At 67.4% G+C, this 26205-nt stretch carries 22 protein-coding genes; 3 read left to right on the forward strand and 19 right to left on the reverse strand.

Features of this window, described 5'->3' with window-relative positions; translation table 11 throughout:
- Nucleotides 1-125: 125 nt before the first annotated feature.
- The 3 genes from GOALK_RS18495 to GOALK_RS18505 all read right to left on the reverse strand — a co-directional run bounded on the left by GOALK_RS18495 (nucleotide 126) and on the right by GOALK_RS18505 (nucleotide 3450).
- Entirely contained in the window at nucleotides 126-1541 is a 1416-nt protein-coding gene (locus GOALK_RS18495; protein WP_187346496.1) for a cytochrome P450, read from the reverse strand.
- 100 nt (nucleotides 1542-1641) lie between these two features.
- On the reverse strand, nucleotides 1642-2919 hold the full coding sequence (locus tag GOALK_RS18500) for a glycosyltransferase 87 family protein (protein ID WP_006360358.1): 1278 nt from the start codon (nucleotides 2917-2919) through the stop codon (nucleotides 1642-1644).
- Between the two features lie 93 nt (nucleotides 2920-3012).
- Entirely contained in the window at nucleotides 3013-3450 is a 438-nt protein-coding gene (locus GOALK_RS18505) for a globin domain-containing protein (protein WP_006360359.1), read from the reverse strand.
- Between the two features lie 331 nt (nucleotides 3451-3781).
- Between GOALK_RS18505 and GOALK_RS18510 the strand changes: the two genes are divergently transcribed.
- Complete coding sequence (locus GOALK_RS18510) at nucleotides 3782-5044, forward strand: HNH endonuclease (protein ID WP_006360360.1); 1263 nt, start codon at nucleotides 3782-3784, stop codon at nucleotides 5042-5044.
- 154 nt (nucleotides 5045-5198) lie between these two features.
- Here GOALK_RS18510 and GOALK_RS18515 read toward each other — a convergent pair whose 3' ends face one another.
- From GOALK_RS18515 to GOALK_RS18535, 5 genes are all read right to left on the reverse strand, one after another.
- Nucleotides 5199-7610 carry an ATP-binding cassette domain-containing protein gene (locus tag GOALK_RS18515; protein WP_006360361.1) on the reverse strand — a complete coding sequence of 804 codons (2412 nt, stop codon included), beginning with the start codon at nucleotides 7608-7610 and terminating at the stop codon, nucleotides 5199-5201.
- A gap of 170 nt (nucleotides 7611-7780) precedes the next feature.
- Nucleotides 7781-8191 (reverse strand): VOC family protein, encoded by a 411-nt coding sequence (locus tag GOALK_RS18520; protein WP_035751617.1) that lies wholly within the window; start codon nucleotides 8189-8191, stop codon nucleotides 7781-7783.
- 20 nt (nucleotides 8192-8211) lie between these two features.
- Nucleotides 8212-8643, reverse strand: a complete 432-nt coding sequence (locus tag GOALK_RS18525; RefSeq protein ID WP_040004352.1) for a helix-turn-helix transcriptional regulator — start codon at nucleotides 8641-8643, stop codon at nucleotides 8212-8214.
- A 39-nt stretch (nucleotides 8644-8682) separates the two neighbouring features.
- A complete protein-coding gene (locus tag GOALK_RS18530) occupies nucleotides 8683-10383 on the reverse strand; it encodes a phospho-sugar mutase (RefSeq protein ID WP_006360364.1) in 1701 nt (566 codons plus the stop codon).
- The gene (locus GOALK_RS18535; protein ID WP_035751613.1) at nucleotides 10362-11591 is read right to left on the reverse strand and encodes a glucose-1-phosphate adenylyltransferase family protein; all 1230 of its coding nucleotides are present in this window, start codon (nucleotides 11589-11591) and stop codon (nucleotides 10362-10364) included. Before GOALK_RS18535 ends, GOALK_RS18530 begins: the two co-directional genes overlap by 22 nt.
- 69 nt (nucleotides 11592-11660) lie before the next feature.
- Between GOALK_RS18535 and GOALK_RS18540 the strand changes: the two genes are divergently transcribed.
- On the forward strand, nucleotides 11661-12764 hold the full coding sequence (locus GOALK_RS18540; RefSeq protein ID WP_006360366.1) for an NAD(P)/FAD-dependent oxidoreductase: 1104 nt from the start codon (nucleotides 11661-11663) through the stop codon (nucleotides 12762-12764).
- Between the two features lie 82 nt (nucleotides 12765-12846).
- Here the strand turns inward: GOALK_RS18540 and GOALK_RS18545 are convergent, their stop codons facing one another.
- The 6 genes from GOALK_RS18545 to GOALK_RS18570 form a co-directional block, all read right to left on the reverse strand.
- Nucleotides 12847-13818 carry an oxygenase MpaB family protein gene (locus GOALK_RS18545; RefSeq protein WP_006360367.1) on the reverse strand — a complete coding sequence of 324 codons (972 nt, stop codon included), beginning with the start codon at nucleotides 13816-13818 and terminating at the stop codon, nucleotides 12847-12849.
- 92 nt (nucleotides 13819-13910) lie between these two features.
- Nucleotides 13911-14645 carry a VOC family protein gene (locus GOALK_RS18550; RefSeq protein WP_006360368.1) on the reverse strand — a complete coding sequence of 245 codons (735 nt, stop codon included), beginning with the start codon at nucleotides 14643-14645 and terminating at the stop codon, nucleotides 13911-13913.
- The gene (locus tag GOALK_RS18555; protein WP_006360369.1) at nucleotides 14642-14971 is read right to left on the reverse strand and encodes a hypothetical protein; all 330 of its coding nucleotides are present in this window, start codon (nucleotides 14969-14971) and stop codon (nucleotides 14642-14644) included. Before GOALK_RS18555 ends, GOALK_RS18550 begins: the two co-directional genes overlap by 4 nt.
- Nucleotides 14972-15025: 54 nt before the next feature.
- Entirely contained in the window at nucleotides 15026-15247 is a 222-nt protein-coding gene (locus GOALK_RS18560) for a DUF3263 domain-containing protein (protein WP_006360370.1), read from the reverse strand.
- Nucleotides 15248-15463: 216 nt separating this feature from the next.
- Nucleotides 15464-16561: a DUF475 domain-containing protein gene (locus GOALK_RS18565; RefSeq protein ID WP_006360371.1), complete on the reverse strand. Its 1098-nt coding sequence runs from the start codon at nucleotides 16559-16561 to the stop codon at nucleotides 15464-15466.
- The gene (locus GOALK_RS18570) at nucleotides 16558-16842 is read right to left on the reverse strand and encodes a hypothetical protein (protein WP_040004353.1); all 285 of its coding nucleotides are present in this window, start codon (nucleotides 16840-16842) and stop codon (nucleotides 16558-16560) included. The genes GOALK_RS18565 and GOALK_RS18570 overlap by 4 nt, the downstream gene beginning before the upstream one ends.
- 282 nt (nucleotides 16843-17124) lie before the next feature.
- On the opposite strand from GOALK_RS18570, the gene GOALK_RS18575 reads away from it, so the two are divergent.
- The gene (locus tag GOALK_RS18575) at nucleotides 17125-17469 is read left to right on the forward strand and encodes an RNA polymerase-binding protein RbpA (protein WP_006360373.1); all 345 of its coding nucleotides are present in this window, start codon (nucleotides 17125-17127) and stop codon (nucleotides 17467-17469) included.
- A gap of 71 nt (nucleotides 17470-17540) precedes the next feature.
- On the opposite strand, the gene GOALK_RS18580 is transcribed toward GOALK_RS18575, so the two are convergent.
- From GOALK_RS18580 to cobN, 5 genes are all read right to left on the reverse strand, one after another.
- A complete protein-coding gene (locus GOALK_RS18580) occupies nucleotides 17541-18386 on the reverse strand; it encodes a polyprenol monophosphomannose synthase (RefSeq protein ID WP_006360374.1) in 846 nt (281 codons plus the stop codon).
- Between the two features lie 8 nt (nucleotides 18387-18394).
- Complete coding sequence (gene lnt, locus GOALK_RS18585; RefSeq protein WP_006360375.1) at nucleotides 18395-20077, reverse strand: apolipoprotein N-acyltransferase; 1683 nt, start codon at nucleotides 20075-20077, stop codon at nucleotides 18395-18397.
- A complete protein-coding gene (locus GOALK_RS18590; RefSeq protein ID WP_040004348.1) occupies nucleotides 20074-21714 on the reverse strand; it encodes an amidohydrolase in 1641 nt (546 codons plus the stop codon). Before GOALK_RS18590 ends, lnt begins: the two co-directional genes overlap by 4 nt.
- 65 nt (nucleotides 21715-21779) lie before the next feature.
- Entirely contained in the window at nucleotides 21780-22316 is a 537-nt protein-coding gene (locus tag GOALK_RS18595) for an FxsA family protein (RefSeq protein WP_006360377.1), read from the reverse strand.
- A 93-nt stretch (nucleotides 22317-22409) separates the two neighbouring features.
- A complete protein-coding gene (cobN, locus tag GOALK_RS18600; protein ID WP_429913172.1) occupies nucleotides 22410-26165 on the reverse strand; it encodes a cobaltochelatase subunit CobN in 3756 nt (1251 codons plus the stop codon).
- Nucleotides 26166-26205 lie beyond the last annotated feature (40 nt).

The following is a 26205-nucleotide window of genomic DNA, read 5'->3' on the forward strand; positions in this document are numbered from 1 at the left end:
GTCGACCGCTCCTCGTTTCCGACTGCCGAACCTCAACTCGACCGGCAGACGTCGATCGAAGTCTGCAGGTCGGGTTGAAGTCGACCGGTTTGCGGAGCCTCGTGCTGGACGGAAGAACTCGCTCGTTACAGCGCGCGGTGCCGGATGTCGATCGGCAGACCGTCGGCCGGGGTGGGTCCGGTGCCGTAGGTGAGTTCGGGCTTGTAGCCGGCCGGGACGGTCCACTCGAAGCGCTGCAGCATCTGGTGCAGGATCGACTTCACCTCCATGCCACCGAAGTACAGGCCGATGCACTTGTGTGCGCCGCCGCCGAACGGGGCCCAGGCGAAGCGGTGGACCTTGTCCTCGCGACGCTCGGCCGAGAAGCGCTCGGGGTCGAAATGGGTGGGGTTCGGCCACCATTCCTTGCGCAGCATGGTCGCCCAGGGGTGGATGGCCAGCAGGGTGCCCTTCGGAATGTAGTGGCCGCAGATCTCGGTGTCCTCGATCGCCATCCGGAAGAGCATGCCGACGGGGGCGTTGAGGCGCAGGGTCTCCTTGAAGGCGAGTTCCATGCTGGGGAGCTTGTCGACGTCGTCGTAGTCGATCGTCGGCTTGTTGAGGGCCAGCGACTCCTCGCGCAGACGCTGCTGCCACTCCGGATGGCGACCCAGGAAGTAGGTCAGCATCGACAGCGCGATGGTGGACGTGTCGTGCGCGGCCATCATCACGAAGATCATGTGGTTGACGATGTCCTCGTCGGTGAAGGTCTCACCCTCGTCGCTCTCGCTGTTGCAGAGGACGGTGAACAGGTCGTCGGCGTCGCTGCCGCGGCGCAGCGGGATCTCGGAGCGGAAGTACTCCTGCAGGACCTCGCGGCCGCGGAGTCCCTGCGCCCAGGTCCAGTTGCCGACGTCCTTGCGGACCATGGCCTGACCGCCACGGACCGCGGCCTCGAAGGCCTTCTCGAGGCGATGTGCCTCGGCTTCGCTCACGTGCGCACCCATGAAGACCTCGGTGGCAAGGGAAAGCGTCAGGTCCTTGGTGTTGGAGTACATGTGGAAGCCCTTGCCCACCTGCCAGTTGGCGAGGGTCTTCTCGATGTGCGGGGTCATGATGTCCAGGTAGCCGTTCAGGCGCGGGCGACTGAAGGCCTGCTGCATGATGCGGCGGTGCTGCATGTGCTCGTCGAAGTCCATGAGCATGACGCCACGGCGGAAGAACGGACCGATCATCGGCTCCCAGCCGAGCTCGCTGGAGAACGCCTTGTTGCGGTTCATCCACACGGCCTCGATGGCGTCGGGGCCGACGAGGGTCACCATGTTCATGCCGAGGGCACCCGACCAGGACACCTGGCCGTACCGCTCGAAGCGGTCCATCGCCGACTGCAGCGGGTCCGCGAGGGCCTGAAGGGTGTTGCCCAGGTACGGGATACCGGGATCACCCATGACCGGCTTGAGGCCTGAGCCCGCAGGTGGCTCGGCCAGCGGGCGCTCTTTGCTCGGGTACATGCTGCTCAGCTTGCCGAGCGCGGTCTGCATCTGCTTCTTCCGACTAGCCATGTCCTTGCCACTCCCCGTTGATCCGTTGTGCCTTAGGTCACTATGCACCATTGGAACGGATTTTGACAGTTGTTTCAAGAGGCGAGTCTGTGTCAGCCGCTCAATTCCCTCGGCTATTCACGATTTCACCGACAGAGTTCGAGGCCAGGCGTGGTGCGAGCACGCCGAAGGAGACGATCACGACCAGTCCCCAGACCAGGTACGACGACCCGATGACGTGCTGCCACCAGGCCCACGACAGCTCGGCGTCGTAGCGCTGCGGGACGTGCTGATGCGGGGCGTAGGCGAAGATGATCAGCCCGGTGCCGACCATCCACCACCAGATTCTCGACGCCTCCAGGCGTGCGGCCAGTGCGATCAGCACCAGGAGCAGCGGCACGATCCAGACCCAGCTGTGGTCCCAGGCGACCGGTGAGCAGAACAGCCAGGCGAAGGCGATGGTCATCACGGCCGCGACCTCGAGCGTCTCGTCGCGACCATTCGCAGAGGCCTCCGACGCGGACAGCAGGCGCCATGCCGACCACGCGATGAGCAGTCCGACGACGAGAGCCGCGCCGAACCAGATGAGCTCCGACTCGAAGCCGAGTCGGGCCACCTCGCCCTTCACCGACTGGTTGTTGGCGAATTGCGGACTACCGATGCGTTCGGTGTCGAACAGGGTGGATGTCCAGTAGGTGACGGAGTCGTCGGCCGCCAGCAGATACCCGATGCCGGCATAGGCGACGGCCGACACCGCGCCGACGACGAGTGCTCGCCAGTCGCGTCGGAGGAAGAACAGCAGCAGGAAGACCGCCGGGGTGAGCTTGATCGAGATGGCCAGACCGACCAGCAGGCCGCGCCACCAACGCCCTCGCCCGAGCAGGGCGTCGACGACGACGAGGGTCATCAACACGATGTTGATCTGCCCGAAGTTCAGAGTGTCGCGGACCGGTTCGAGCCACAGGCCGATGGTGGTCGCGGCGGTCGCCAGCCACCAGAGATCCGACGACGAGCGGCCGGTCAGGTGGGCCACCACGATCCGGCAGACCACCAGCAGGCAGGCGATGGTCGCAGCAGTGAACAACGCTTGACCCAGTCCCAACGGGACGACGGTGAATACGGAGAACAAGGCCGCCGCCAGGGGTGGATAGGTGAACGGCAGATAGGAGCCGCCACCCAGCGTCGGAAGGGTGCCGTAGAGGTCACCGCCGTCGAGGAAGACGCGGCCGCCCATGCGATAGACGTCGAAATCGATGCGATAGGGCACCGGCGGATGGTTCGGGAGTACGAAGATCGCGATCGCCGCACTGACGAGGAAGACGACGAGCGTCAGCCTTCGCGCCCACGCCGAACGGAGATAGCGATCGATCACCGACCGGGGAATGTCCACAACTGTCACGAGCCCTCTCTTCCGAGCGGGATCGTATCGCGGTGGAGCTGAGAGTCAGCGGGGGCGGCGGTGACCCCGCTGAGGTGGTCGTGTGTGCAGGGCTCAGGCAGCGCCGGATTCTTCAGCGGTTTCCGACGGGGCTTCGTCGGGATAGCCGTCGAGCATGATCGTGGCGACCGCGCCCAACGCCTCCTCCCACGCCGAGGTCATCGCCGGCGTCCACGACTCACCGCCGATCTCACCCATGGCGGCGATCATGCATTCGGCGACCGCGCTGTACATCGGCCTGGTGACGCCGAGGCTCGCATGCCGCTTGCCGAGTGCGTGCAGATTGGTCGTCAGCCACGCCGCGTCCTCGAGGTGATCGAGGACCGACACCACTGCGGAGCGCAGCATCTCGGCCTGGACGCGGGTGTCCCGCTGGAACATCGGTTTCACACCGGGATAGCGCTCGAAGAGGATCTCGTAGAACCGGACGGTGAGACCGGAATCGGGTAGATCGACGAGGGTCAGGCTTTCTTCCAATAGTTGTTTGTCCATGCGAAGACTCTCCGGCCGCGGCGTTGCGTGCGGAATGTCGCGCCGCAAGGGCTGGGTAACGGTGATCTCACAACCGCCTTGGGTGCGTGTGAGATGAACGCCGGGCGGTCGCCTCGGTCGACCCGATAGTTCTGCGAGTCCACCTCGTCACCGAGCAGCCAGAAGAGAATGAGCCAAGAAGAAGGACAAACCCCCCCTCTTCGTCCGCATTGCGTAACGCCTGTGACTGTTGATCACCAGGACGACGATGCAGTTACCGAATGTGAAAGATATTGCAACTCCGCGTTTCTGACGTTCCGAACGGCTGTGGAGAAACCTGGTACCCGAACGTATGTTCGAGTACATTGGGGTCATGGCAAAGCTCGACTCCCTCCTCGACCAGCTCATCGCGATCACCCCTCCGGTTGACGACCCCTCTGGGAGAGCAACATTCGAAGAAATCGATTCATTGCGACAGATGCGCAACGTCGTCGACCACAAGATCGTCTGTCACACAGCGCAACTCGGCCAGAGTCAGTTGGCGGAAAGATCCGGTTCCACCACCAAGCGACTGCTGATCGAGATGGGATTCCCACCATCCGCAGCTTCCCGGCTCATGCGCATCCTCGCTGGCCTGTACGGCCTCGGCAAGGTGGTCGGACACGCTGCGGATGGGCGACTGTCGGTCGAGGTCGTCGATGCCGTCGTCAGCGGGGTCGCACTCATCGAGAAACGCTCGCCTGACGGCCTCTCCGACGGTGATCGGGCCGAATTCGAGTCCCAGCTCGTCAGCCAAGCCCTGTCGGGAGCGACGCCCGCCGAGGTCCAGACCTTCGCCCGGCGGATCGGCAACGACGTCGCCGAGTCAGTGGACACGGGCGTTCCCGCATCCGACGATCGCTCATTGAACACGCTCAATCACAGCGTGACGGATGACGCTCGGATCGACATCCGCGCCAATGTCACGCAGGTGATCGGTGAGAAGTTCGCAGCGATGATCGACGAGCGTGCGGCACCTCGCCCAGAGCCGGACGGCGCGGACGATCGACGATCGGCCGAACAACGCCGGGCCGACGCTTTCGAACTACTACTGGACCAGGCAGCTCTCGGCGCATCCGTCGACAGCGCGGGGTCGCCACATACCCAGATCGTGCTGACGATCCCGGCGGACGGTGAAGATCCCGCCGCGCTGCCGTGGACGGGTTCGGTCACGCACGCGACCGCGCGACAGTTGTCCTGCGACGGCTCGGTTTCCGAGATCGTCATCGACGCCGAGACCGTGCCGCTGCAGATGGGCCGTGAGCAGCGCCTGTTCCCGGCCCACCTGCGACGAGCGATCATCATCCGCGATGAGTTCTGCATCAAATGCGGTGCACCGCCGTCTCATACGCAGGTGCACCACGTCGAGCACTGGAGCGACGGCGGAAACACCGATCTCGACAATGGCTGCCTGCTGTGTCAGCGCTGCCATACCCAGGTTCATCACCACGGATGGGACGTCGTCATGGGATTCGATCGACACCCGTGGCTCGTCCCGCCCGTCGAGATCGACCCGCAGCGTCGGCCCTGCCCCGCCTACAACCGCCGCACCATGCGCCTCGACGACGCCGCATGACGCCAGCTTTCGCGTAGCACCTTCTCGCACCCGGCATACGAGCACAGAGCCGGGACCGCATTCGATCTTTGACAAGTACACAGTGTGAACACTGCGAGCCCACGGGCTCCGTCCTGCCCGGCAGTGGCGCTGGGCAGGACGGAACGCCGGGCAATCAGGCTCCGACGTACTCGGCCAGATGCTGTCCGGTCAGGGTGGATCGATCGGCGACGATGTCCGCCGGAGTCCCCTCGGAAACGATCTGACCGCCGTCGTGGCCGGCACCGGGGCCCAGATCGATGATCCAGTCCGCGTGCGCCATCACCGCCTGGTGATGCTCGATGACGATCACCGACTTACCCGAGTCGACGAGCCGGTCGAGCAGCCCGAGGAGCTGTTCGACGTCGGCGAGGTGCAAACCGGTTGTCGGCTCGTCGAGGATGTAGACGTCCCCCTTCTCCCCCATGTGCGTCGCCAGCTTCAGACGCTGGCGTTCGCCGCCGGACAGGGTCGTCAGCGGCTGACCGACCTTGATGTAGCCGAGTCCGACATCGACCATGCGACGCAGGATCTTGTGCGCTGCAAGTAGTTTGGCATCACCATCGGCGAAGAATTCCTCGGCCTGCGCCACCGACATCTCGAGGACCTCACTGATGTTGCGGCCGCCGAGGGTGTACTCGAGGACCTCGGCCTGGAAACGCTTGCCCTCGCACACCTCACACGGGGCCGCGACGCCGGCCATCATGGCGAGGTCGGAGTACACGACACCCGCGCCGTTGCAGTTCGGGCAGGCGCCCTCCGAATTGGCGCTGAACAGAGCCGGTTTGACGCCGTTGGCCTTGGCGAACGCCTTGCGGATCGGTTCGAGCAGTCCGGTGTAGGTGGCCGGGTTGGAGCGTCGCGAACCCTTGATCGCCGTCTGATCGATCGAGACCACGCCGTCGGCGCCGGCGACCGACGAGTTGATCAGCGAACTCTTGCCCGACCCCGCGACGCCGGTCAGCACGACCAGGACACCGAGCGGGATGTCGACGTCGACGTTCTGCAGGTTGTGCATGTTCGCGCCGCGGATCTCGAAAGCACCGCTGGGTGTGCGGACGTCGGGTTTGACCGACGCGCGGTCGTCGAGGTGACGGCCGGTCAGGGTGTCGGCGGCGCGGAGTTCTTCGACCGTGCCCTCGAAGACGATCTCGCCGCCGTCGGTGCCGGCTCGCGGACCGAGGTCGACGACGCGGTCGGCGATGGCGATGACCTCGGGCTTGTGCTCGACGACGAGCACCGTGTTGCCCTTGTCGCGTAGGGCCCGGAGGAGGTCGTTCATGCGCGCGATGTCATGAGGGTGCAATCCGATCGACGGCTCGTCGAAGACGTAGGTGACGTCGGTGAGTGACGATCCGAGGTGACGGATCAGCTTGGTGCGCTGGGCTTCACCGCCCGACAGCGTTCCCGCCGGGCGGTCGAGGGACAGATAGCCCAGGCCGATGTCCACGAATGCGTCGAGATGTTCGCGGAGCGACTTGATCAGGGGCGCCGCCGACGGTTCGTCGAGTTCGGCGACCCATTGCGCCAGATCGCTGATCTGCATCGAGCAGGCGTCGGCGATGGAGATGCCATTGATCTTCGACGACCGGGCCTCGGCGGTGAGTCGGGTGCCCTCACAGTCCGGGCAGGTCTGGAAGGTGATGGCGCGGTCGACGAAGGCGCGGATGTGCGGCTGCATCGCCTCGCGGTCCTTGCTCAGCATCGACTTCTGGATCTTGGGGATCAGACCCTCGAAGGTGACGTTGATGCCGTCGACCTTGATTCGCGTCGGTTCCTTGTAGAGCAGGTCGTTGAGCTGCTTCTTGGTGTACTTGGCGATCGGCTTGTCGGGGTCGAAGTAGCCGCAGCCGCGGTAGATCCGCCCGTACCAGCCGTCCATCGTGTAACCGGGGATCGTCAGGGCGCCCTCGTTGAGTGACTTCGACGAGTCGTAGAGCGCGGTCAGGTCGAAGTCGGAGACATCGCCGCGGCCCTCACAGCGCGGACACATGCCGCCGGTGACCGAGAAGCTGCGGCGCTCCTTGACCTTCTGGCCGCCCTTCTCAACGGTGACCGCACCCGCGCCGCTGATCGACGCGACGTTGAACGAGAACGCCTGCGGCGAACCGATGTGCGGTTTCCCCAAGCGGCTGAACAGGATTCGCAGCATCGCGTTCGCGTCGGTAGCGGTGCCGACCGTCGACCGCACGTTCGCGCCCATGCGTTCCTGGTCGACGATGATCGCCGTGGTGAGTCCTTCGAGGACGTCGACATCGGGCCGGGCCATCGACGGCATGAAGCCCTGCACGAAGGCGCTGTACGTCTCATTGATCAGACGCTGCGATTCGGCGGCGATCGTGCTGAAGACCAGAGAGCTCTTACCGGACCCCGACACACCCGTGAACACGGTCAACCGCCGTTTGAGCAGCTCGACGTCGACGTTCTTGAGGTTGTTCTCGCGGGCCCCGTGCACCCGGATGCGGTCGTGAGTGTCGGCGGGATGGGTGTCGTACTCGTCGACCGGGGCGGATCGGGGCGTCGACTTCGTGCGCGAGGCAGGGCTCATCGTGTCTCCATCGCGGCGGCGCGTCTCGGTGCGCAGCCATCGTCGTGATCGGGCAGGATTTCCGTTGGCGTACTGGTCTGACTCGATCCAACCAGGAGAGTCATCGGCGATTCGGCAACTCCCCCGGCGAGCGCTTCACGTGGCGGCAATCGACCGGCGCCGCACACCTTTCAGGCCGCCTGGTCGATACGGATCAGGTTGCCGGAAGGGTCCCGCACCGCGGCGTCGCGGACGCCGTAGGGCTGGTCCATCGGCTCCTGCACGATGTCGACGCCACTGGCCTGCAGCTTCTCGAACAGTCCGTCGAGGTCCTCGGTGGCGAGGGTGAGCGCGCCGTAGCTGCCCTTGGCGATCAACTCGAGGATGGTCTGCCTTTCGGCGTCCGTGATGCCCGGTTCGGCGGCCGGCGGGTACAGCACGATCGACGTGCCCGGCTGATTCGGCGGGCCGACCGTCAGCCAACGCATGCCCTCGTATCCGACGTCCTTGCGGACCTCGAAGCCGAGGATGTCGCGGTAGAAGCCGAGAGCTGCTTCGCCATCGGTGTGTGGGAGGAATGCGTACTGGATGCTGATGTTCATGGATGTCAGGCTAGGCATCCTCACCCCCGCTGCGCTTCTCGATTCCTGATCGGTCTGGTGATGTTCTTGGCCATGCATGCAGGGATTCCGTCGGTGGCATCGGCGGACTGCTCGCGATACACCTTCGGCGGTACCCCGACGAGCTCGGTGAACCGCGTGCTGAACGTCCCGAGGGACGAACAGCCGACCTCGAAACAGACCTCGGTGACGCTGAGATCGCCCCGGCGCAGCAGCGTCATCGCCCGCTCGATGCGGCGGGTCATCAGGTAGGAGTACGGCGACTCACCATAGGTCTGACGGAACTTGCGGCTCAGATGCCCGGCCGACATGTTGACGCCCCGCGCCAGCGCCTCGACGTCGAGCGGCTGCGCATACTCACGGTCGATCCGGTCACGGACCTGGCGGAGCAGGGTCAGGTCACGCAACCGCTGGTCGGAATCGGATCGGGGCACCCGTCGATCGTAGATCGTCAACCGGCGCGCGGGGCCCACTCAGCCGCGCAGAACTGCGGCGATGTCGACGCTGAGCTCTTGGAGCCGTTCGGCGGCGCGGAGGTGCGGGACCTCGGTGTCCGCACAATCGAGGACGACCTCGAGGTAGCACTTCAGCTTCGGTTCGGTGCCCGATGGCCGCACGACGACCCGGTCGTCGGCGGCCGTGCGGAGGACGAGTGCATCGGTGGGCGGAAGGTCGCCGGAACCCGTGGCGAGGTCGAGGACCTCGACGACCTGGGAGCCGGCGAGTGCGTCGATCGTCGTGGTGCGTAACCGGTCCATCATCTGTCCGATCTCGGCGACGTCGTCGACGCGAATCGTCAGCGGGGCAGTCGCGTGGAGGCCGTGGCGTCGGGCGAGGTCATCGAGGAGGTCGACGAGTGTGCGGCCGTCGGCGGCGAGTTCTTCGACGAGACCGATGACCCGGACCATTGCAGAGATCCCGTCCTTGTCGCGCACGGCCTCCGGGTCGGTGCAGTACCCGATGGCCTCCTCGTAGCCGAATCGCAGATCCGGTGTCCGGGCGATCCATTTGAAGCCGGTGAGGGTCGCCGCGAACCGAAGTCCGTGATGGCCGGCGATCTTCCCCAGCAGCCGGCTCGACACGATCGAGCAGGCGAGCGTGTTCCCGTTGCGACCGGCGTCGCGGGCGGCCTGTTCGCCCAGCAGCCAACCGATTTCGTCGCCGGTGAGCTGCCGCCAGCCACGGTCGGTGGGGGTGGCGACCGAGCAGCGGTCGGCGTCCGGATCGAGGGCGATCACCACATGTGCGTCGACGTGGCGGGCGAGATCGAGAGCACGGTCGAGGGCTCCGGGTTCTTCCGGGTTCGGGAAGGGGACGGTCGGGAAATCGGGGTCGGGAGAGAACTGGTCGCCGACGACGTGGACGTCGGTGACGCCTGCAGCGCTCAACACGGCGAGTGCCGTCGAACCGCCGACGCCGTGCATCGGGGTCAGGACGACGCGCACCGGGCTGGGGCCGGTGCCGGGCCGGAGTGCGGCGGCCCGGGCGATGTACGCCTCGAGAGTCGTACCGTCGAGGGCGACGACCGAGGCGGCGTCGCGGGTGATCTCGTCAGCCGGCGGCGCGGAGTCGATGAAGGCGGCGATCTGCTCGTCGGCGGGCGGGACGATCTGGACGCCACGACCGGCAGAGTCGGTGGCGCGGCCACCGAGGTACACCTTGTAGCCATTGTCGGCAGGCGGATTGTGCGACGCGGTGATCATCACCCCGGCGTCGCAGTCGAGCGCGCGGGTGGCGTACGCGGTCACCGGGGTCGGTAGCCGACGAGGGAGCGTCATCACGGTGACGCCCTGTGCGGCAAGGACTTCGGCGGCGGCGTCGAGGAAAGCATCGGAACCGTACCGGGCATCGCAACCGATGACGGCGCGCGCATCGGGCCCGACGGTCTCGATGAGGTGGCGGCCGAGGCCGTACGTGGCGCGGGTGACCACCGCGACGTTCATACGGGTCTCCCCCGCCCCGACCTCGCCTCGCAGCCCTGCGGTACCGAAGGTCAGCGGGCCGCGGAATCGGGAGTCGAGATCGGCGCCGGCCGCGGCGTCTCCGGATTCGGCTGCCTCGATGAGGCCGGCGAGTTCGGCGCGGGTCGCCGGATCCGGGTCGTGGTCTCGCCAGGTACGCGCGGTCTCGATCACCCGCGCGACGCTATCAGTCAGCGGATTCGGCGGTGACATTCGACGCGGTCGCCGAGAGCGACCTTCGCTCCCCGGAGGATCTGAGTGTCCATCCCCACGAGCGTGATCTTCTCGGTCGGCACCGGCCGGGTTCGGGGATGGCCACCGATCGTCGCCCGCGGCCCCACCCGGACCCGTTCGTCGAGGATCGACCACGACACGGACGCCCCGGTGCCGATCACGGAGTCCGCGAAGACAACCGAGTCGACGACGGTGGCCCCCTTCTCCACCACCACGCCCGGTCCGAGGACGCTGCGTCGCACGGTTCCGCACACGTGGGCGCCGCTGCTGACGAGGCTGTCCTCGACGACCGCCCCGGTTTCTATCCGGGCCGCGGCGCGCTGCGGCTGGTTCGTCAGGACCGGTCGCTCGGCGCGGAAGACGTCGATCCTGCCGTCGATCAGATCCCGATGTGCCTGCAGGTAGGTCTCCGGCCGGCCGGCGTCGATCCAGTACCCCGACATCGCGTGCGCAACCGTCTTTCCGCGGTCGACGAACCACGGCACGAGGTGTTCGCCGAAGTCGCCGAGCCCGGTGTCGTCCTCGGCCGAACCCACCGTCGTCTCGCGCACCAGGCCTTCGAGTCCTTCGATGAGCACCTGCGGGTCGTAGATGAAGATCTCGGTGGCGATCGTGCGGGTCGTCGCACGGTCGGGCTTGTAGCGGAACTCGCGGACGGTGCCGTCGCGGCGGGAGGTGACCGTGGCGTGCTGGGACGCCTCCTCCAGCGAACAGGTCGTGGTGACGATGGTGCATTCGGCGCCGCGGCTGCGGTGGGTGTCGAGGGCGTCGCGGAAGTCGAAATCGTAGACGTGGTCGGCGCTCATGACGATCACCTCGGCCGGTCCGTGTTCGGCAATGCGGTCGCGGATCCGGTAGAGAAGGTCGGCGTTGCCGGTGGCGAAGCCGTCCTCGGTCTCCGGGGCGTCGGTCTGCTCGGGAATGACGATCCGCAGTCCGCCGCTCGTGCGGTCGAGGTCCCAGGGGCGCCCGCCGGCGACCAGTTGGGTCAGCGTCTCCGCCTCGTACTGGACGCACAGCCAGACGTCGTCGACGTGACTGTGGTGCAGGTTCGACAGCGGGAAGTCGATGAGTTGATAGTTCCCCGCGAACGGCAGGGCCGGTTTGGCCCGTCGATCGGTCAACACCTCCATCCGGGAACCACGCCCACCGGCCTGCACGATCGCGAGAACATCAGAGTGCCGCATCAGCCCAGTGTGCCCGAGACCTCGATCTGTACCGGGATGATCGGATGGGCGAGGAGAAGGGAGAACCCGGTGGAACGGACCGATTGCCTGGTGGTGGGCGGCGGCATCGTGGGTCTGGCCGTGGCTCATGCGCTGGCTTCGACCGGGCGCGAGGTGATCGTCGTCGAGGCGGCCGACTCGGTCGGTACGCAGACGACCTCGCGGAGTTCGGAGGTCATCCACGCAGGGATCTACTATCCCGAGGGCAGTCTGAAGGCGCGGTTGTGCGTGCGGGGTCGTGAACTCCTCACCCGGTACTGCGACGAGCACGGCGTCTCCTGGCGTCGCCCGGGCAAGCTGATCGTGGCCACCGACGACGCCCAGACCGACCGGCTCGACGTACTGCTCCGGCACGGACTGACGAACGGTGTCGCCGATCTGCGACGGATCGACGGTGCCGAACTGCACGAACTGGAACCAGATGTGCACGGTGTGGCCGCGCTGCTGTCGCCGTCGACCGGGATCGTCGACGTCGACGGCATGGTCCGGGCTCTGCGACGGGACCTCGAGTCCGCAGGCGGCGCAGTGGCGTTGCGTAGCAGGGTGATCGGCGGGCGCGTCGACAGCGGCGGAGTCACCGTCGACACTGCGGAGGCCGGCTCGGCGTCGGCGAAGATGCTCGTGAACTGCGCCGGGCTGGGTGCGTGGGACGTTGCCCGCTCCCTGGACGGGTTCGACGGTCCGATCCCGCCGCGACACCTGGCGAAGGGCAATTATTTCGGATTGTCCGGTGCACGAGCACCATTCGAGCACCTGGTCTATCCCGTGCCGGTCGACGGCGGACTGGGCGTGCACTTCATCATGGACCTCGCCGGTGCGGCGCGCTTCGGCCCGGACGTGGAGTGGGTTGACGGCGAGCAGCTCGACTACTCGGTCGACGAGACACGCCTGGCCGGGTTCGAGGAGTCGATCCGCCGCTACTGGCCCGGATTGCCCTCGGGCACACTGACTCCCGCATACGCAGGAATCCGACCCAAGACCAGCGGCCCCGGCGAGGCGACCGCGGACTTCACCATCCACGGGCCGGCCACACACGGGCACGCCGGGCTGGTCACCCTGTTCGGCATCGAGTCGCCAGGCATCACCTCGTGCCTGGCGATCGGCGAGTACGTCGTCGGGGTCCTCGGTCTCTGAGCCGAACCGCTCATCATCTCTGTACCGGCTCACGATTTCCGCGTGAGCGGGAACGGAGATCGTGAGCGACCCGTGAGCGGAGCTACTTGGCGGCGTATTGGTAAGCGGCGCTCTGCTTCTCGCGCTTCTTCATGGCCTGGATCGCGTCGTGGTGGCGACGGGCGTGGTAGGCCAGCGGGAAGTAGGTCGCACGCTCGGGCAGGGTGCGGTAGGCGAACCGCAGGCGACGGTGGATCTTCTCGAGGTGGCGCTGCTCCTCGTTGGTCCACGTCAGCCCGAGGATCTCGCGCACGCGCGGATCCATGACGCCGACGGTCGTGAGGTAGTTGAAATCCTGGAACGGGACCGACGCGGTGGCGGCTACCTTCTTGACGGCCGGGCGCAGCGCCTTGGGAACGGTCTTCGGCACCGGCGGGGCGGCACGCATCTGCTCGATGAGTTCGATCGCCACCGGGTGACGGACCAGCTTGTTCTCGACGAAGTCGTCGAAGTACTCCTCGAACTCCTCGAGGGTCTCCGGGTAGCCCTTCATCGGGACCTGGACGATCTTCGCGATGCGACGGTTGTCGCGGAGTAGTTCCGTGCGCTCCTCGAGTGTGAACTCACGGCCGAGGACGAGCGGCGCGGCCGTGGTCATCGTCGGGAATGCGGTCGCGATGACCCACGCGTAGGCCTCCGGGTTGAGCGCACTGATGTGCTTGCCCTCGGCGTTGCGCATCTGCAGCGGCTGGTGCAGCTTCCGCAGGCGGTGCCCCTCGGCGATGGCTTCCTGACCGCCGTAGGTCCAGCGCAGCACCGAGTCGGCGGACCGGATCGCCCGCCCGACCGGGTCCGTGCGGAACACCGAGTACTTGTCGACGACATCGCCGATCACCGGATGCATCACCTGCATCACGAACGCGGCACCGTTGATCGGCAGGAACGTGTAGAGCCCGGTGAGCTGCGCGGTCAGCGAATCCGGCGGGATCAGCTCGATCTCGTCGTCACGGTGGTTGATCAGGCGATCGGTGTCCTCGAGTGCGGCGGTCGTCGGTTCGTCGTGTACCGCGGTCATGGTGCCCCCAACGTCGTTTTCGACAGCGTGTCTTTCGACAACATTCGTAGTCAGATTAGCGCAGGGGGCGCCGAAAACCCAGGTTTCGGCACTCAAGCAGGACCGATGATGACCGTGCGGGTGCCGAGGGCGCGTTCTCGGACGGTGAAGATGCGGGTGCCTTTCTTGCGGCCCGTACGGATCTCACTGAGTGCCAAACCCGCAGACGACAGACGCGCGTGGGTCACCTCGACGTCGGTGGACCGCCAGGCGACACCCCACAGCGAGGTCGCAGCGGGGGTCGGCGGCTCGTTCGAGGTCGCGGCGGTGACGACCTCGACGATGAGGTCAGCGGCGCGGAAGAACAGCTGCCGGGCGTTGTCGCCGATCGGCTGGTCGAGCCGGAAGTCCAGGCCGAACACGCCGCCGAACAGCGCGACCGCCCGATCGCGGTTGTCGCAGGTGAAGACGAGGTGGTCCATCCCCGTCACGTCCCCGGCATGTGTCGACTCCCCCACGGCCTCACGGGCGGCGACACCGAGCGGGGCCGTCTCGCCGAACACCCCGAGCGTCGACTCGACCACGGGGAAGCCGCGTCGGACCAGCAGCCGGTGCATCGCCGGGAGGTCGTCGGCCGTGAAATACACCCGGTGATCGGCTTCGGCATCAGCATCCCCGGCGGGTGCCTGACGCAACCGGAGCTCGGTGTTCCCGAGAACCACTGCCGGCGAATCGGCATCGGGCGTACCGGAGAGACCGAGAAGGCTCGCGTGAGTATGGGCGGCGAGTGCGGGGTCGGCGCAGGCGAGTTCGACGATCGCAGTCGGGAACGGGTTCGGCGGGATCACCGCTTCTTCTTACCCTTCCGCCTACGGGGTGCCGGCGGGGTGGGTCGGTACGTCAGCCGCGCCGAGCTGGTGATGTGCCAGGCACCGCACATGCACTCGTAGTAGCGGAGTGACAGGGTGCCCAGCGCTCGCCGCTTGATGCGGTCGATGCCGTCGAGCGCATCGGCCGGCGACGAGAAGGGAAGCTTGTCCGGTGTCGGACACTCGGCTGTCTCAATCCGACGCTCCGCTCGCGCCGCGGGGCGCCGGTGCATCAGCTCGTGGAAAGCCATCCGCGCCTCGATCTCGCGGTAGAACGATTCGAGATCGTCGTCGGAGAAGGGCACGGATCGATTATCCCCTCACCGCGGATCGTCGGCAGAACCGCGCCCGGCGCGTGACTAGCGGGCCATCCACAGACGACGGCGGATGACCTCACGCATACGGCGTAGCTCGGCGGCGCTCAGGGCCTCCGGCGGATCGGCGTCGACGATCCGGTTGAGCTCGGTGAAGAAATCTCGATCAGACAGCCCGAATTCCTCGATGATCTGCTTCGACGACCCACCGCCCAGCGGGTACCAGTACTTCTCGAACTGGATCATCTGCTGCTGCCTGTCGTTCATTCCACCTCCAACTGCGTGCTGTTTGCGAAGTAGTGCCGGGGCACCTCGCCCCGGTCGCGCAATCCCGGGGATCGTGCGTGACGCACGTCACCGACGGAGTCCTTTGTACACCTGTCGACCGACAGTCGGGAGTAAGTGACCCAGGGTGATTCGAATGTGTCTCAGAACGTTCACCGGAAGGTCATGAATTCCCGTCGAACGCTTCCGATCGGGGCATCAGGCGTTCACCGAAGACGGGGTTTTCGGGCGTCGTGAGTCGCGTCGATTCGCCCGGATGCTGCTCGCGAGCGAGGCACCGATGAACGCCACTCCGACGAGGCCGGTGACGATCTCGTCGATATGGAATTCCACGCCCAGAAGGAGGATGACGGCGAGCGCGCCGATCGCCCAGTGCGCTCCGTGCTCGAGATACCGGTACTCCCCCAGCGTGCCTGTACGCACGAGGTAGATCGTGATGGACCGGACGAACATCGCGCCGATGAAACCGAGGCCGAGCGCGATGATGATCGGGTCAGAGGTGATCGCGAACGCGCCGATCACGCCGTCGAAGGAGAAGGACGCGTCGAGCACCTCGAGGTAGAGGAAGAGGAAGAACGCGGCCTTGCCGGTCGCCCTGGTCGCTCGGGTCGGACCCGGCTCGTCGTGTTCCGGACCGTCGGACATGAACAGCGAACTGAGTCCGTCGACGGTGATGTAGGTGACCATGCCGAGGATCCCGGCGATCAGGACGGTGGCCCTGATGTCATCGGACGCGAGGAACTCCGCGCAGAGCACGAGGCCGGTCGACGCGAGCACGACCGGTAGCTGGTCGAGCTTGCCGATCTTGGCCAGTGGGCGCTCGAGCCACGTCAGCCAGGTGCGCTCCCGCTCGGTCAGCACGAAGTTCAGGAACAGCAGCAACAGGAACATGCCACCGAACGCGGCGATCTGAGGATGCGCCTCGGTGAGGATCGTCTCGTAGCTGGGTTGGCCGTCGGCGAAGTGGGTCTGCCCCTCCGGCGGTGGGTTGGTGGCCAGCCGCAGCGCCTCGGCCGGATTCAGGCCGCCGGTGATCCAGACGATCAACAGCGGGAACAGCAGACGCATCCCGAAGACCGCGATGAGCACGCCCACGGTCAGGAACATGCGCTGCCAGAACTCCGACATCCGCTCGAGGATGGTCGCGTTGATGACGGCATTGTCGAAGGACAGCGACACCTCGAGCACGCCGAGGATGGCGCACAGCGCTAGCCCGGTCCAGCCGAGGTAGAGATAGGCGACGATCAGCGCCGCCACCGAGACGACGCCGGACAGGCCGAAGATGCGGGCGATCACCGCAGCTTCTCGGCTTCCTTCGCGAGTTCGAGCAGGGTGTCGGTCAGCTCGGTCAGGACATCGTGGTCGGCGCGTTCGGCGACCGCGGTGCCGAGGTCCTCCGCGGCGCAGCGGAGGGCGAACATCCGGTCCCCGAAGTCCGCGGCCTCGGCCGCGGACAGGATCACGGCGTCGGCGGGAATGGATGTGCCCTCGAGGAGCGTTCTCTGCTCATAGGCGCGCTGCCTGCACGAACGCTTGCAGTACTTGCGGCGCCGGCCGAGTTCCGAGTCGACCATCATCGAGCCGCACCAGGCACAGTTGTACGGGCGGCGCCGACGATGGGAGACCTGTTCCACATCGGAGACGGTACCCCGGTCGGACGCCCGGAGACCGGCACGGCACGACCGGCGGCCGCCGCCGGTCAACACGGGTGGTCGGCGGTGGCAAACCACCGGGAAGAATGCGCGTAGAATGTTCCTGTTGACGACTCAGTTGGCTGCGTTCGATGGTGAACGCCGCGTGAACACAGCTGATAGATCCGGCAAACTGAGAATCTGACGAAGCTTTGAGAGGAACCCTTCATGGCAGATCGAGTACTTCGGGGTAGCCGCCTCGGCGCGGTGAGCTACGAGACCGATCGCGACCACGACCTCGCGCCACGTCGCATCGTCCAGTACCGCACCGACAACGGTGAGATCTTCGACGTGCCTTTCGCCGACGACGCCGAGGTGCCGTCGAAGTGGCCGTGCAAGAACGGTATGGAAGGCACGATCCTCGAGGGCGCAGAGCCCGAGGAGAAGAAGACGAAGCCGCCGCGCACCCACTGGGACATGCTGCTCGAGCGTCGCAGCGAGGAAGAGCTCGAGGTGCTCCTCAACGAGCGCCTCGACCTCCTGAAACAACGTCGCAAGGGCATCTCGCACTGAGCCCGACCGCTTGACATACAGACCGGCCCGGCAGGAACACCTGCCGGGCCGGTCTGTATGTGTATGCCGAGCTAAGAGTTCTTGACGATGCCCAGACGCTCGAGGCGGCTCTGGATGCCCCAGCGCGCGACCATCGTGAAGGCCTCCGACATGACGCCACCACTCATCTTGGACACGCCCAGCTCACGTTCGGTGAACGTGATCGGCACCTCGCGGACATCGAACCCGGCCCGCACGGTACGCCAGGCCAGATCGATCTGGAAGCAGTAACCGGCCGACTCGACCGTGTCGAGCTGGATCTTCTCCAGCACGCTGCGCCGGTAGGCGCGGAAGCCGGCGGTGATGTCGTGCACCTTGGCGCCGAGAGCTACGCGGGCGTAGGTGTTGGCGCCGCGCGAGAGGAACTCACGGTGCTTCGGCCAGTTCACCAGTTTGCCGCCGGGAACGTACCGGGACCCGATCACGAGGTCGGCGCCGTCGTTGATGGCGTCGAACAGGCGGTGCAGTTGCTCGGGTGCGTGACTGCCGTCGGCGTCCATCTCGACGATGACCGGGTAGTCGCGGCTCAGACCCCACGCGAAACCGGCAAGGTATGCCTTGCCGAGTCCGTCCTTCTCCTGGCGGTGCATCACGTGGATGCGACCCGACTGCTTGCCCTTCTCGGCGTGTGCCGCGGCGTCCTTGCGGGCCAGCTCCTCGGCGACCTCGCCGGTGCCGTCCGGACTGGAGTCGTCGACCACCAGCAGATGCACGCCGGGCAGGGCGGCCTGGAGGCGTTCGACGATCACCGGCAGGTTGTCGCGCTCGTTGAACGTCGGCACGACGACCAGTGCGCCCGCTCCGTCGGCGCCGACCACCGGCTGCGGCGCGTCGCCTGACTGCCGCTGTCCTGCCGAGGCGTCAATCCCCGATGCCATCGAGCTCCTTAAATGTCACCGGACGCCCGTGCGGCGTCCCTGCGTGGCTTGAGTGTGAACCTAGTACGCGAGGCCAGCGCAAACAAAAGACCACCCACCGCCACGACGATCGCGAGGGCCTCGGGCCACATCCCGAGGCGGGTCGCGAGGGTCGTTCCGTTGTGCAGCGGGAGGGTGCTGGTCAGCACGTCCGAGGAGAAGACGCCGGATTGTTCGGTGATCGAGCCGTCGGCGTCGATGATCGCGCTCACACCGCTGGTCGCGGCGACGACCACGGCACGTCCGTGTTCGACGGCGCGCACCTGCGACATCGCCAGCTGCTGGTATGTCATCTCGGTGCGGCCGAAGGTCGCGTTGTTGGTGGGGACGAAGAGCATCTGCGCCCCGTCGCGGATCGACTGGCGCGCCGCACGGTCGAAGGCGACCTCCCAGCAGGTCGCGACACCCACCGTGACCTCACCCGAGCGGCCGGGCACGTCCACGACGGTGGGACCGGTGCCCGGCTTGAAGTTGCCGGCCATGTCCGCATACGACGAGAAGAGACGGAAGAACGGGCGCCAGGGCAGGTATTCGCCGAACGGCTGCACGATGTGTTTGTCGTAGCGGTCGACCGGTCCCTTCGCGCCGTCCCAGACGAGCACCGAGTTCGTGGGGCGGCCGTCGGAGTTGCGGATCAGGGTGCCGACGAGGATCGGGGCGCCGACCGCCTCGGAGGCGGCGGTGATCTCCGCGGCGGCGTCGGCGTTGTCCAGCGGCGAGATGTCCGAGGCGTTCTCCGGCCAGAGCACGAAATCGGGCGGGGCGGCGAGGCCGGCATCGATCGCCTGGGCGTAGCCGATGGTGGTGCGCACATGGTTGTCGAGCACGGCACGACGCTGTGCGTTGAAGTCCAGGCCGAGTCGGGGCACGTTGCCCTGGACCGCCCCGATGTGCACCGACTCCGACGAGATGGTGCGGTCGATGGTGGCCGGTGTGAGGGCGATCGCCGCCACGGGTGCGAGCAGCGCGATGGCGACGGCGAGGGTCGCGACCCGCACGAAACCCGAGGGCTGGTCACCGGTGAGCGCCGCCGCCGATCGGGCGGATCGGCGATAGGCGGAGACCAGGATGACCAGCATCCAGGCGACCGACGCGCCGAACAGCGCCACGCCGGCGGACAGCCCGGGGGCGCCCAGCACGGAGGCCAGTGGTAGCAGTGGGCCGTCGACTTGACTGAAAGCGGCTCTCCCCCACGGGAACCCGCCGAACGGGAACGCCGATCGCAGGGCTTCGACGAGCACCCAGGAGACCATGAACCAGACCGGCGGGACCGGGAGTCGCATGGTCAGGGTGGCGATCGCGCCGAACAGGGCGAGGTACCCGGACAGCAGCACCGACAATGCGAGCCACGGCAGCGGCCCGACGTAGACGCCGATCCACGGCAGCAGCGGGATGAAGAAGGCGAGCCCGAAGACGAAGCCGACCCATGCACCCGTGCGCACCCGCGGGCGCCGCACGTACAGCGCGGTGAACAGCACACCCAGCCCGAATACCGCGAGGAACCACCAGTTGCGGGGCGGGAAGGCGGCCCACATCGCCAGACCGGCGACGATCGCGGCCAGGGTACGGAGACTCCAGTCCCAGGTCAGGGTGAAGCGACGTGCACGCGCCTCGGTCTCCTCGGCGGACATCATCGTGTCGGTGGTGTTCACCCGGCGTCCCGGTCGTAGAGGACCTGTCCGCGGTGCACGGTCCGGACGCACCGCGGCAGGTCGGCTCCCGGGGAGACGTCCGGCAGGGCGGGCACGCGCGAACGCGGGTCGGTGGACCAGCGTTGCACCTTCTCGTGGGAGCCGGCCACGACGAGGTCGTCGACCTCCCAGACGGCGTAGCTCGCTGGCGCCCCGGGTGTCAGGGTGCCGGTGAGACCGTCGTTGATGCCGCCGGCGCGCCAGCCGCCGCGGGTTGCCGCTGCGAAGGCGCCGCGTGCGGAGATCGCGTTGGTCGGCTGATGATGGTGCACGGCGGCCCGGATCGTCGACCAGGGATCGATCGGCGTGACCGGAGCGTCAGACGAGAACGAGAGTGCCACACCGGTTTTCGCGAGCATCGCGAAGTCGTTGAGCGTTGCGGCGCGGGCCTTGCCGAGTCGGGCGTCGTAGAGGTCGCCTTCGCCGCCCCATTCGGCGTCGAAGTGCGGTTGCATGCTGGCGATGACGCCGCAGCGCGCCAGGACCTCCGCGTCGCGGGCGGTGACCATCTCGGCGTGCTCGAGCCGGTGTGCGCAGCGGGCGATCGCCGGGGTGCCCAGCTCGTCGGCGAGTTCGGTGAGCGCGGCGACGACGGCACCGGTGGCGGCATCACCGATGACGTGGAAACCGGACTGGATACCGGCCAGTGTGCAGCCGCGGAGATGATCGCGGATCGTCTCCATGTCGAGGTAGCTGATGCCGCGGGTGTCCGGGGCGTCGGTGTACGGCTCGTTGAGCCACGCGGTGTGCGACCCGATCGCGCCGTCGATGAAGAGGTCGCCGCCGAGGGCGTGGGCGCGGGTGATGGTCATCAGCTCGGCCGCGTGGTCGGCGTCGGTGACGGTCTGTCCCCAGTAGCGGCGGATCTCGACGGGGTGGTCGAGGTCGGCGATGGCCAGGAAGTCGTCCATACCGCTGATGTCGGGGCCGCCGTTCTCGTGGACGGCGACGACACCGTGCGCGGCGGCCACGTCGAGCGCACGACGCTGCGCCCGTTCACGATGTGCGGCGGTGACGAGGAGGCGGGCCGCACCGCGGACGAGATGATGCGCCTCGGCGACAAGCGGCTCCTCCGGGTGGTAGCCGACGGCGCCCGCGAGTTCCGGGACGAGACGACGGAGTGCCGTCGAGGCGACCGCGGAGTGTTCGTCGACGCGGGCCAGGTACACCGGGCGGCCACCGACCACGGCGTCGAGTTCGCTGGTCGTCGGGAACCGGCCGTCCTCGGGTTCGGGGCCCTCCCAGGTCGAGTCGTCCCAGCCGAGACCCCAGAGCAGGTCGCCCTCGTCGTGGCCGGCGGCGGCGTCGTCGGCCACCGCCTTCCCGACGAGACGCAGGCAGTGCGTCCGGCTCGTCGCCTCGTTGAGGGTGAGACCGTCGAGCGAGAGACCGGTCGACGTGAGGTGCACGTGCGAGTCGACGAAACCCGGGCTGACGAAGAGCCCGTTCAGGTCGACGATCTCCGCATCCGGGTGGAGAGCCCGGCCGATGTCATCGGTACCGACCCACACCACCACCCCATCGGTGATGGCCATCGCGGTCGCGTCGGGGGCGGCCGCCGAGTACACGGCACCGCCGAGAAGCAGTTGGGTTGCCACGATCGTTCAGTCTGCCTTGCCGTGAGTGAATGTGGCCGGGAGGGGTCGGGCGGGGCGTGCCCAGGTCAGCGCGTGGGCGGCAGCTGCGGGGTGGTCATCGGTGTGGTTCCTGGGCCGAAGCCGGTTCCGGGGGTGTCGGACTCCACAACCACGCCGTCGACGACGGTCCCACCACCGGGGACGCCGCCACCGCGGATTCGGCTGCCGTAGACGCCGGTTGCGTACAGGCCCGCGCGGTCCATCGCGGTCGCCATCCGCTTCGCGCCCACGGCCACCACGACCGGGCGCAACACCTTGCGGGTCGGCGGGAACAGCAGCAGGATGCCGGCGAGAGTCGAGACGACACCCGGGATGACCAGCAGGATCGTCGAGGCGGCGACCAGCGCAGTGTCGGCCAGCGGCGCCCGTGCGTCGACCTCGTTGTTGGCGGCGCGGCGCAACTCGCCGAACACCTTGCGGCCCTGCCAGCGCAGCGTCAGGAACCCCAGGACGCCGGCCGCGATGCTGATCAGCACGGCCCAGCCGAACCCGAGCCATACCGCCATCGCCACGAAGGCGGCGATCTCCAGCAGCGCGTACACGGCGAAGTAGCGGAGTGCCATGGTCGTCTCACCTGTCTTTCGGTGCCTTGTGGGCACCCTCGACGTCAGGGTCTGGCAGGTTAACGAACGACGGGGCGATTTTTCTCCCGGGGTTCAGTCTTCGCCGCGGGCCTCGATGTCGCCCTCGGTCTGCAGGTAGACGTTGCGCAGCTGATCGAGGAGGTCGGCGGGCGGTTCGTGCCACATGTCACGTTCGACGGCTTCCAACAGTCGTTCGGCGATGCCGTGCAGTGCCCACGGGTTGGACTGCTGCATGAACTCCTGGTTGGTCTCGTCGAGGACGTAGGACTCGGTGAGCTTCTCGTACATCCAGTCGGCGACGACGTCGGTGGTGGCGTCGTAACCGAAGAGGTAGTCGACGGTCGCGGCCATCTCGAAGGCGCCCTTGTAGCCGTGGCGCTGCATCGCCGAGATCCAGCGCGGGTTGACGACGCGGGCGCGGAACACGCGGGCGGTCTCCTCCGAAAGCGTCCGGGTGCGAACGGAGTCGGGCCGGGTGCTGTCACCGATGTACGCCTCGGGTGCCGTTCCGGTGAGCGCGCGGACGGTCGCGACCATGCCGCCGTGGTACTGGAAGTAGTCGTCGGAGTCGGCGATGTCGTGTTCGCGGGTGTCGGTGTTCTTCGCGGCCACCGCGATCCGCTTGTAGGCCGCGCGCATGTCGTCGACCGCGGGCACGCCGTCGAGTCCGCGCCCGTAGGCATAGCCGCCCCACTCGGTGTAGACCCGCGCCAGGTCCTCGTCGCTGCGCCAGTCGCGGGAGTCGATGAGCTGCAGGATCCCTGCGCCGTAGGTTCCGGGCTTGGAACCGAAGACCCGGGTGACGGCGCGGCGACGGTCGCCGTGATCGGCCATCGAGGCGCGGACGTGGGCGGCGACGAAGTTCTGGTCGTCGGGCTCGTCGGCTGAGGCGGCGAGGGCGACCGCGTCGTCGAGCATCGCCACCACGTGGGGGAAGGCGTCGCGGAAGAACCCGGAGATCCGGACCGTGACGTCGATACGCGGACGGCCCAGTTCGGCGAGGTCGATGAGTTCGAGATCGACGACGCGGCGTGACATCTCGTCCCACACCGGCATGACACCGAGCAGTGCGAGGACCTCGGCGACGTCGTCACCGGACGTGCGCATCGCGCTGGTCCCCCACACCGACAGGCCGACCGACGCCGGGTGGTGGCCGTGGTCGGCGACATAGCGTTCCAGCAGTGAGTCGGCCATCGCGCGTCCGGTCTCCCACGCCAGCCGCGAAGGCACGGCCTTCGGGTCGACGGAGTAGAAGTTGCGGCCGGTCGGCAGCACGTTGATCAGTCCGCGCAGCGGAGAGCCACTGGGGCCGGCGGGGATGAAGCCGCCGTCGAGGGCGTGCAGCACGCGAGGCACCTCCCCCGTGGTCTGCCGCAGACGCGGGACGACTTCGCCGGCGGCGAAACGCAGGACGTCGGCGACCGCGTCGGGCAATCCGGCGGTGGCCTCGGCGACGGCAGCCTCCGACCAGTCGTCCTTGGCACATGCGGCGACGAGTTCACGGGCCTGCGCCTCGACGGTGTCGACGGTCCCGCGTTCGGCGGTGCCGTCCTCGACAAGGCCCAGTGCCTCACGGAGTCCGGGCAACGCCGAGGTTCCGCCCCACAGCTGACGGGCGCGCAGCGTCGCGAGGACGAGGTCGACCTCGGCGTCGTCGCGGGGGGCCTCGCCGAGGACGTGGAGGCCGTCGCGGATCTGGACGTCCTTGATCTCGCACAGCCAGCCGTCGACGTGCAGGAGCATGTCGTCGAAGACCTCTTCGTCCGGGCGTTCGGTCAGTCCGAGGTCGTGGTCCATCTTCGCCGCGGTGAGCAGCGTCCAGATCTGCTGGCGGATCGCCGGAAGCTTCGCCGGGTCGAGGGCGGAGATGTTCGCGTGTTCGTCGAGCAGCTGCTCGAGGCGGGCGATGTCGCCGTAGGACTCGGCGCGCGCCATCGGCGGGATCAGGTGATCGACGAGCACCGCGTGGGCCCGGCGCTTGGCCTGGGTCCCCTCCCCCGGGTCGTTGACGAGGAACGGGTAGATGAGCGGGAGATCGCCCAGGGCGGCGTCGGTTCCGCAGTTGGCGGACATGCCGAGGTTCTTGCCCGGCAGCCATTCGAGGTTGCCGTGCTTTCCGACGTGCACGATCGCGTCCGCACCGAAACCGGCCTGCCCCGTTGCGTGTCGGGCGGCGATCCACCGGTAGGACGCCAGATAGTGATGCGACGGCGGCAGGTCGGGGTCGTGGTAGATCGCCACCGGGTTCTCGCCGAACCCGCGCGGCGGCTGCACCATGATCGCGATGTTGCCGAAAGTCAGTGCAGCGATGACGATGTCGCCGTCGGGATTGTTCGACCGGTCGACGAACAGCTCGCCGGGTGCCTCGCCCCAGTGTTCGACGACGCCGTTGCGCAGTTCTTCCGGCAGCGTCTCGAACCAGTCGCGGTACTCCGCGGCGGGCAGGCGGATCGGGTTGGCGGCGAGGGTTTCCTCGGTCAGCCAATCCGGGTCCTGACCGCCCGTCGCGATGATCTCGTGGATCAGCGCATCCGAATCGTCTTCTGCCAAACCGGGTATCGCACCGGGACCGGATTCCGGTCCGATGTCGTAACCGGCCGCGCGCAGGGCCGAGAGCAGACGCAGCAGACTCCGAGGGGTGTCGAGGCCGACGGCGTTGCCGATGCGGGCGTGCTTCGTGGGATACGCCGACAGCATGACGGCGATGCGCTTGTCGGCGGCCGGAGTTCGGCGCAGCTGTGCATGCGACACCGCGATGCCCGCCACGCGGGCGCAGCGCTCGGGATCCGGCCGATACCAGGGAAGGCCGTCGTCGTCGAATTCCTTGAAGGAGAACGGGACGGTGATGATCCGGCCGTCGAACTCCGGCACCGCCACCTGCGTTGCGACATCGAGCGGTGAGAGACCGTCGTCGCTCGCCTCCCAGTCCGCCCGGGAACCCGTGAGGCACAGGCCCTGCAGGATCGGGATGTCGAGTGCGGCAAGCCGTTCGATGTTCCACGCCTCGTCGTCGCCGCCGGCCGATGCGGTCGCCGGGGTCGCGCCGCCGGCCGCCAGGACCGTGACCACGAGAGCGTCGACCGTGCCGAGCAGCTCGATCAGGTCGTCGGGAGCGGTACGCAGGGACGCACAGAAGATCGGCAGCGCCCGGGCGCCTCGCTCCTCGATGGCGCTGCAGAGCGCGTCGATGTAGCGGGTGTTCCCGGCGAGGTGCTGGGCGCGGTAATAGAGCACCGCGATGGTCGGTGCATCGGAATTCTCCCGCTGCGCGCGCTCCAGGATTCCCCACGCCGGGGTCTGCTGCGGCGGCTCGAAGCCGTATCCGGTGAACAGCACGGTGTCGGAGAGGAAATGATGCAGGTTGACGATGTTCGCGACGCCGCCGGCGGCGAGGTAGTCGTGGGCCTGGGCGGCCACACCGGCCGGCACCGTCGAATGGGCCATCAGGTCCGGGTCCGGTTGCTGCTCGCCGGAACACACCACCAGCGGTTTGCCGGTCGCCTCGACCGCGGCGAGTCCCTCTTCCCAGGCACGCGTTCCACCGAGGATGCGGACGACGATCAGGTCGGCGTCGGCGGCCAGTGCCGGGATCTCGTCGATGAGCAGTCGTGCGGGATTCGCGCCGCGGAACCCCACTTCCGGGTTCGCCTCGCCGGCGGCCGCCGCGGTCAGCAGATCGGTGTCCGAGGTCGAGAACAGCAGGATCATCGTGTCTCCTCGCCGGGTTGTCGCGCCCGGAGTGTCGGGTGTGTGCGAGGGACTGGTCTGGCTGGGGCACCGGCGTCTACCGGGACCCTTCACAGTGGCGCGACCGCGCCGGAATCTCACCGGCTTCAGCCCGCTCGCGGTTGGGTCTCAGCCTACGGCG

Origin of the sequence: Gordonia alkanivorans NBRC 16433 (assembly GCF_000225505.1) — a bacterium.
Lineage (GTDB): Bacteria > Actinomycetota > Actinomycetes > Mycobacteriales > Mycobacteriaceae > Gordonia > Gordonia alkanivorans.

Coding starts and splice junctions, on each gene's coding strand:
- GOALK_RS18495 (WP_187346496.1), bottom strand. CDS start 1,541: ATGGCTAGTCGGAAGAAGCAGATGCAGACCGCGCTCGGCAAGCTGAGC.
- GOALK_RS18505 (WP_006360359.1), bottom strand. CDS start 3,450: ATGGACAAACAACTATTGGAAGAAAGCCTGACCCTCGTCGATCTACCC.
- GOALK_RS18510 (WP_006360360.1), top strand. CDS start 3,782: ATGTTCGAGTACATTGGGGTCATGGCAAAGCTCGACTCCCTCCTCGAC.
- GOALK_RS18515 (WP_006360361.1), bottom strand. CDS start 7,610: ATGAGCCCTGCCTCGCGCACGAAGTCGACGCCCCGATCCGCCCCGGTC.
- GOALK_RS18520 (WP_035751617.1), bottom strand. CDS start 8,191: ATGAACATCAGCATCCAGTACGCATTCCTCCCACACACCGATGGCGAA.
- GOALK_RS18530 (WP_006360364.1), bottom strand. CDS start 10,383: ATGTCACCGCCGAATCCGCTGACTGATAGCGTCGCGCGGGTGATCGAG.
- GOALK_RS18535 (WP_035751613.1), bottom strand. CDS start 11,591: ATGCGGCACTCTGATGTTCTCGCGATCGTGCAGGCCGGTGGGCGTGGT.
- GOALK_RS18545 (WP_006360367.1), bottom strand. CDS start 13,818: ATGACCGCGGTACACGACGAACCGACGACCGCCGCACTCGAGGACACC.
- GOALK_RS18560 (WP_006360370.1), bottom strand. CDS start 15,247: ATGAACGACAGGCAGCAGCAGATGATCCAGTTCGAGAAGTACTGGTAC.
- GOALK_RS18570 (WP_040004353.1), bottom strand. CDS start 16,842: ATGATGGTCGACTCGGAACTCGGCCGGCGCCGCAAGTACTGCAAGCGT.
- GOALK_RS18575 (WP_006360373.1), top strand. CDS start 17,125: ATGGCAGATCGAGTACTTCGGGGTAGCCGCCTCGGCGCGGTGAGCTAC.
- GOALK_RS18580 (WP_006360374.1), bottom strand. CDS start 18,386: ATGGCATCGGGGATTGACGCCTCGGCAGGACAGCGGCAGTCAGGCGAC.
- GOALK_RS18595 (WP_006360377.1), bottom strand. CDS start 22,316: ATGGCACTCCGCTACTTCGCCGTGTACGCGCTGCTGGAGATCGCCGCC.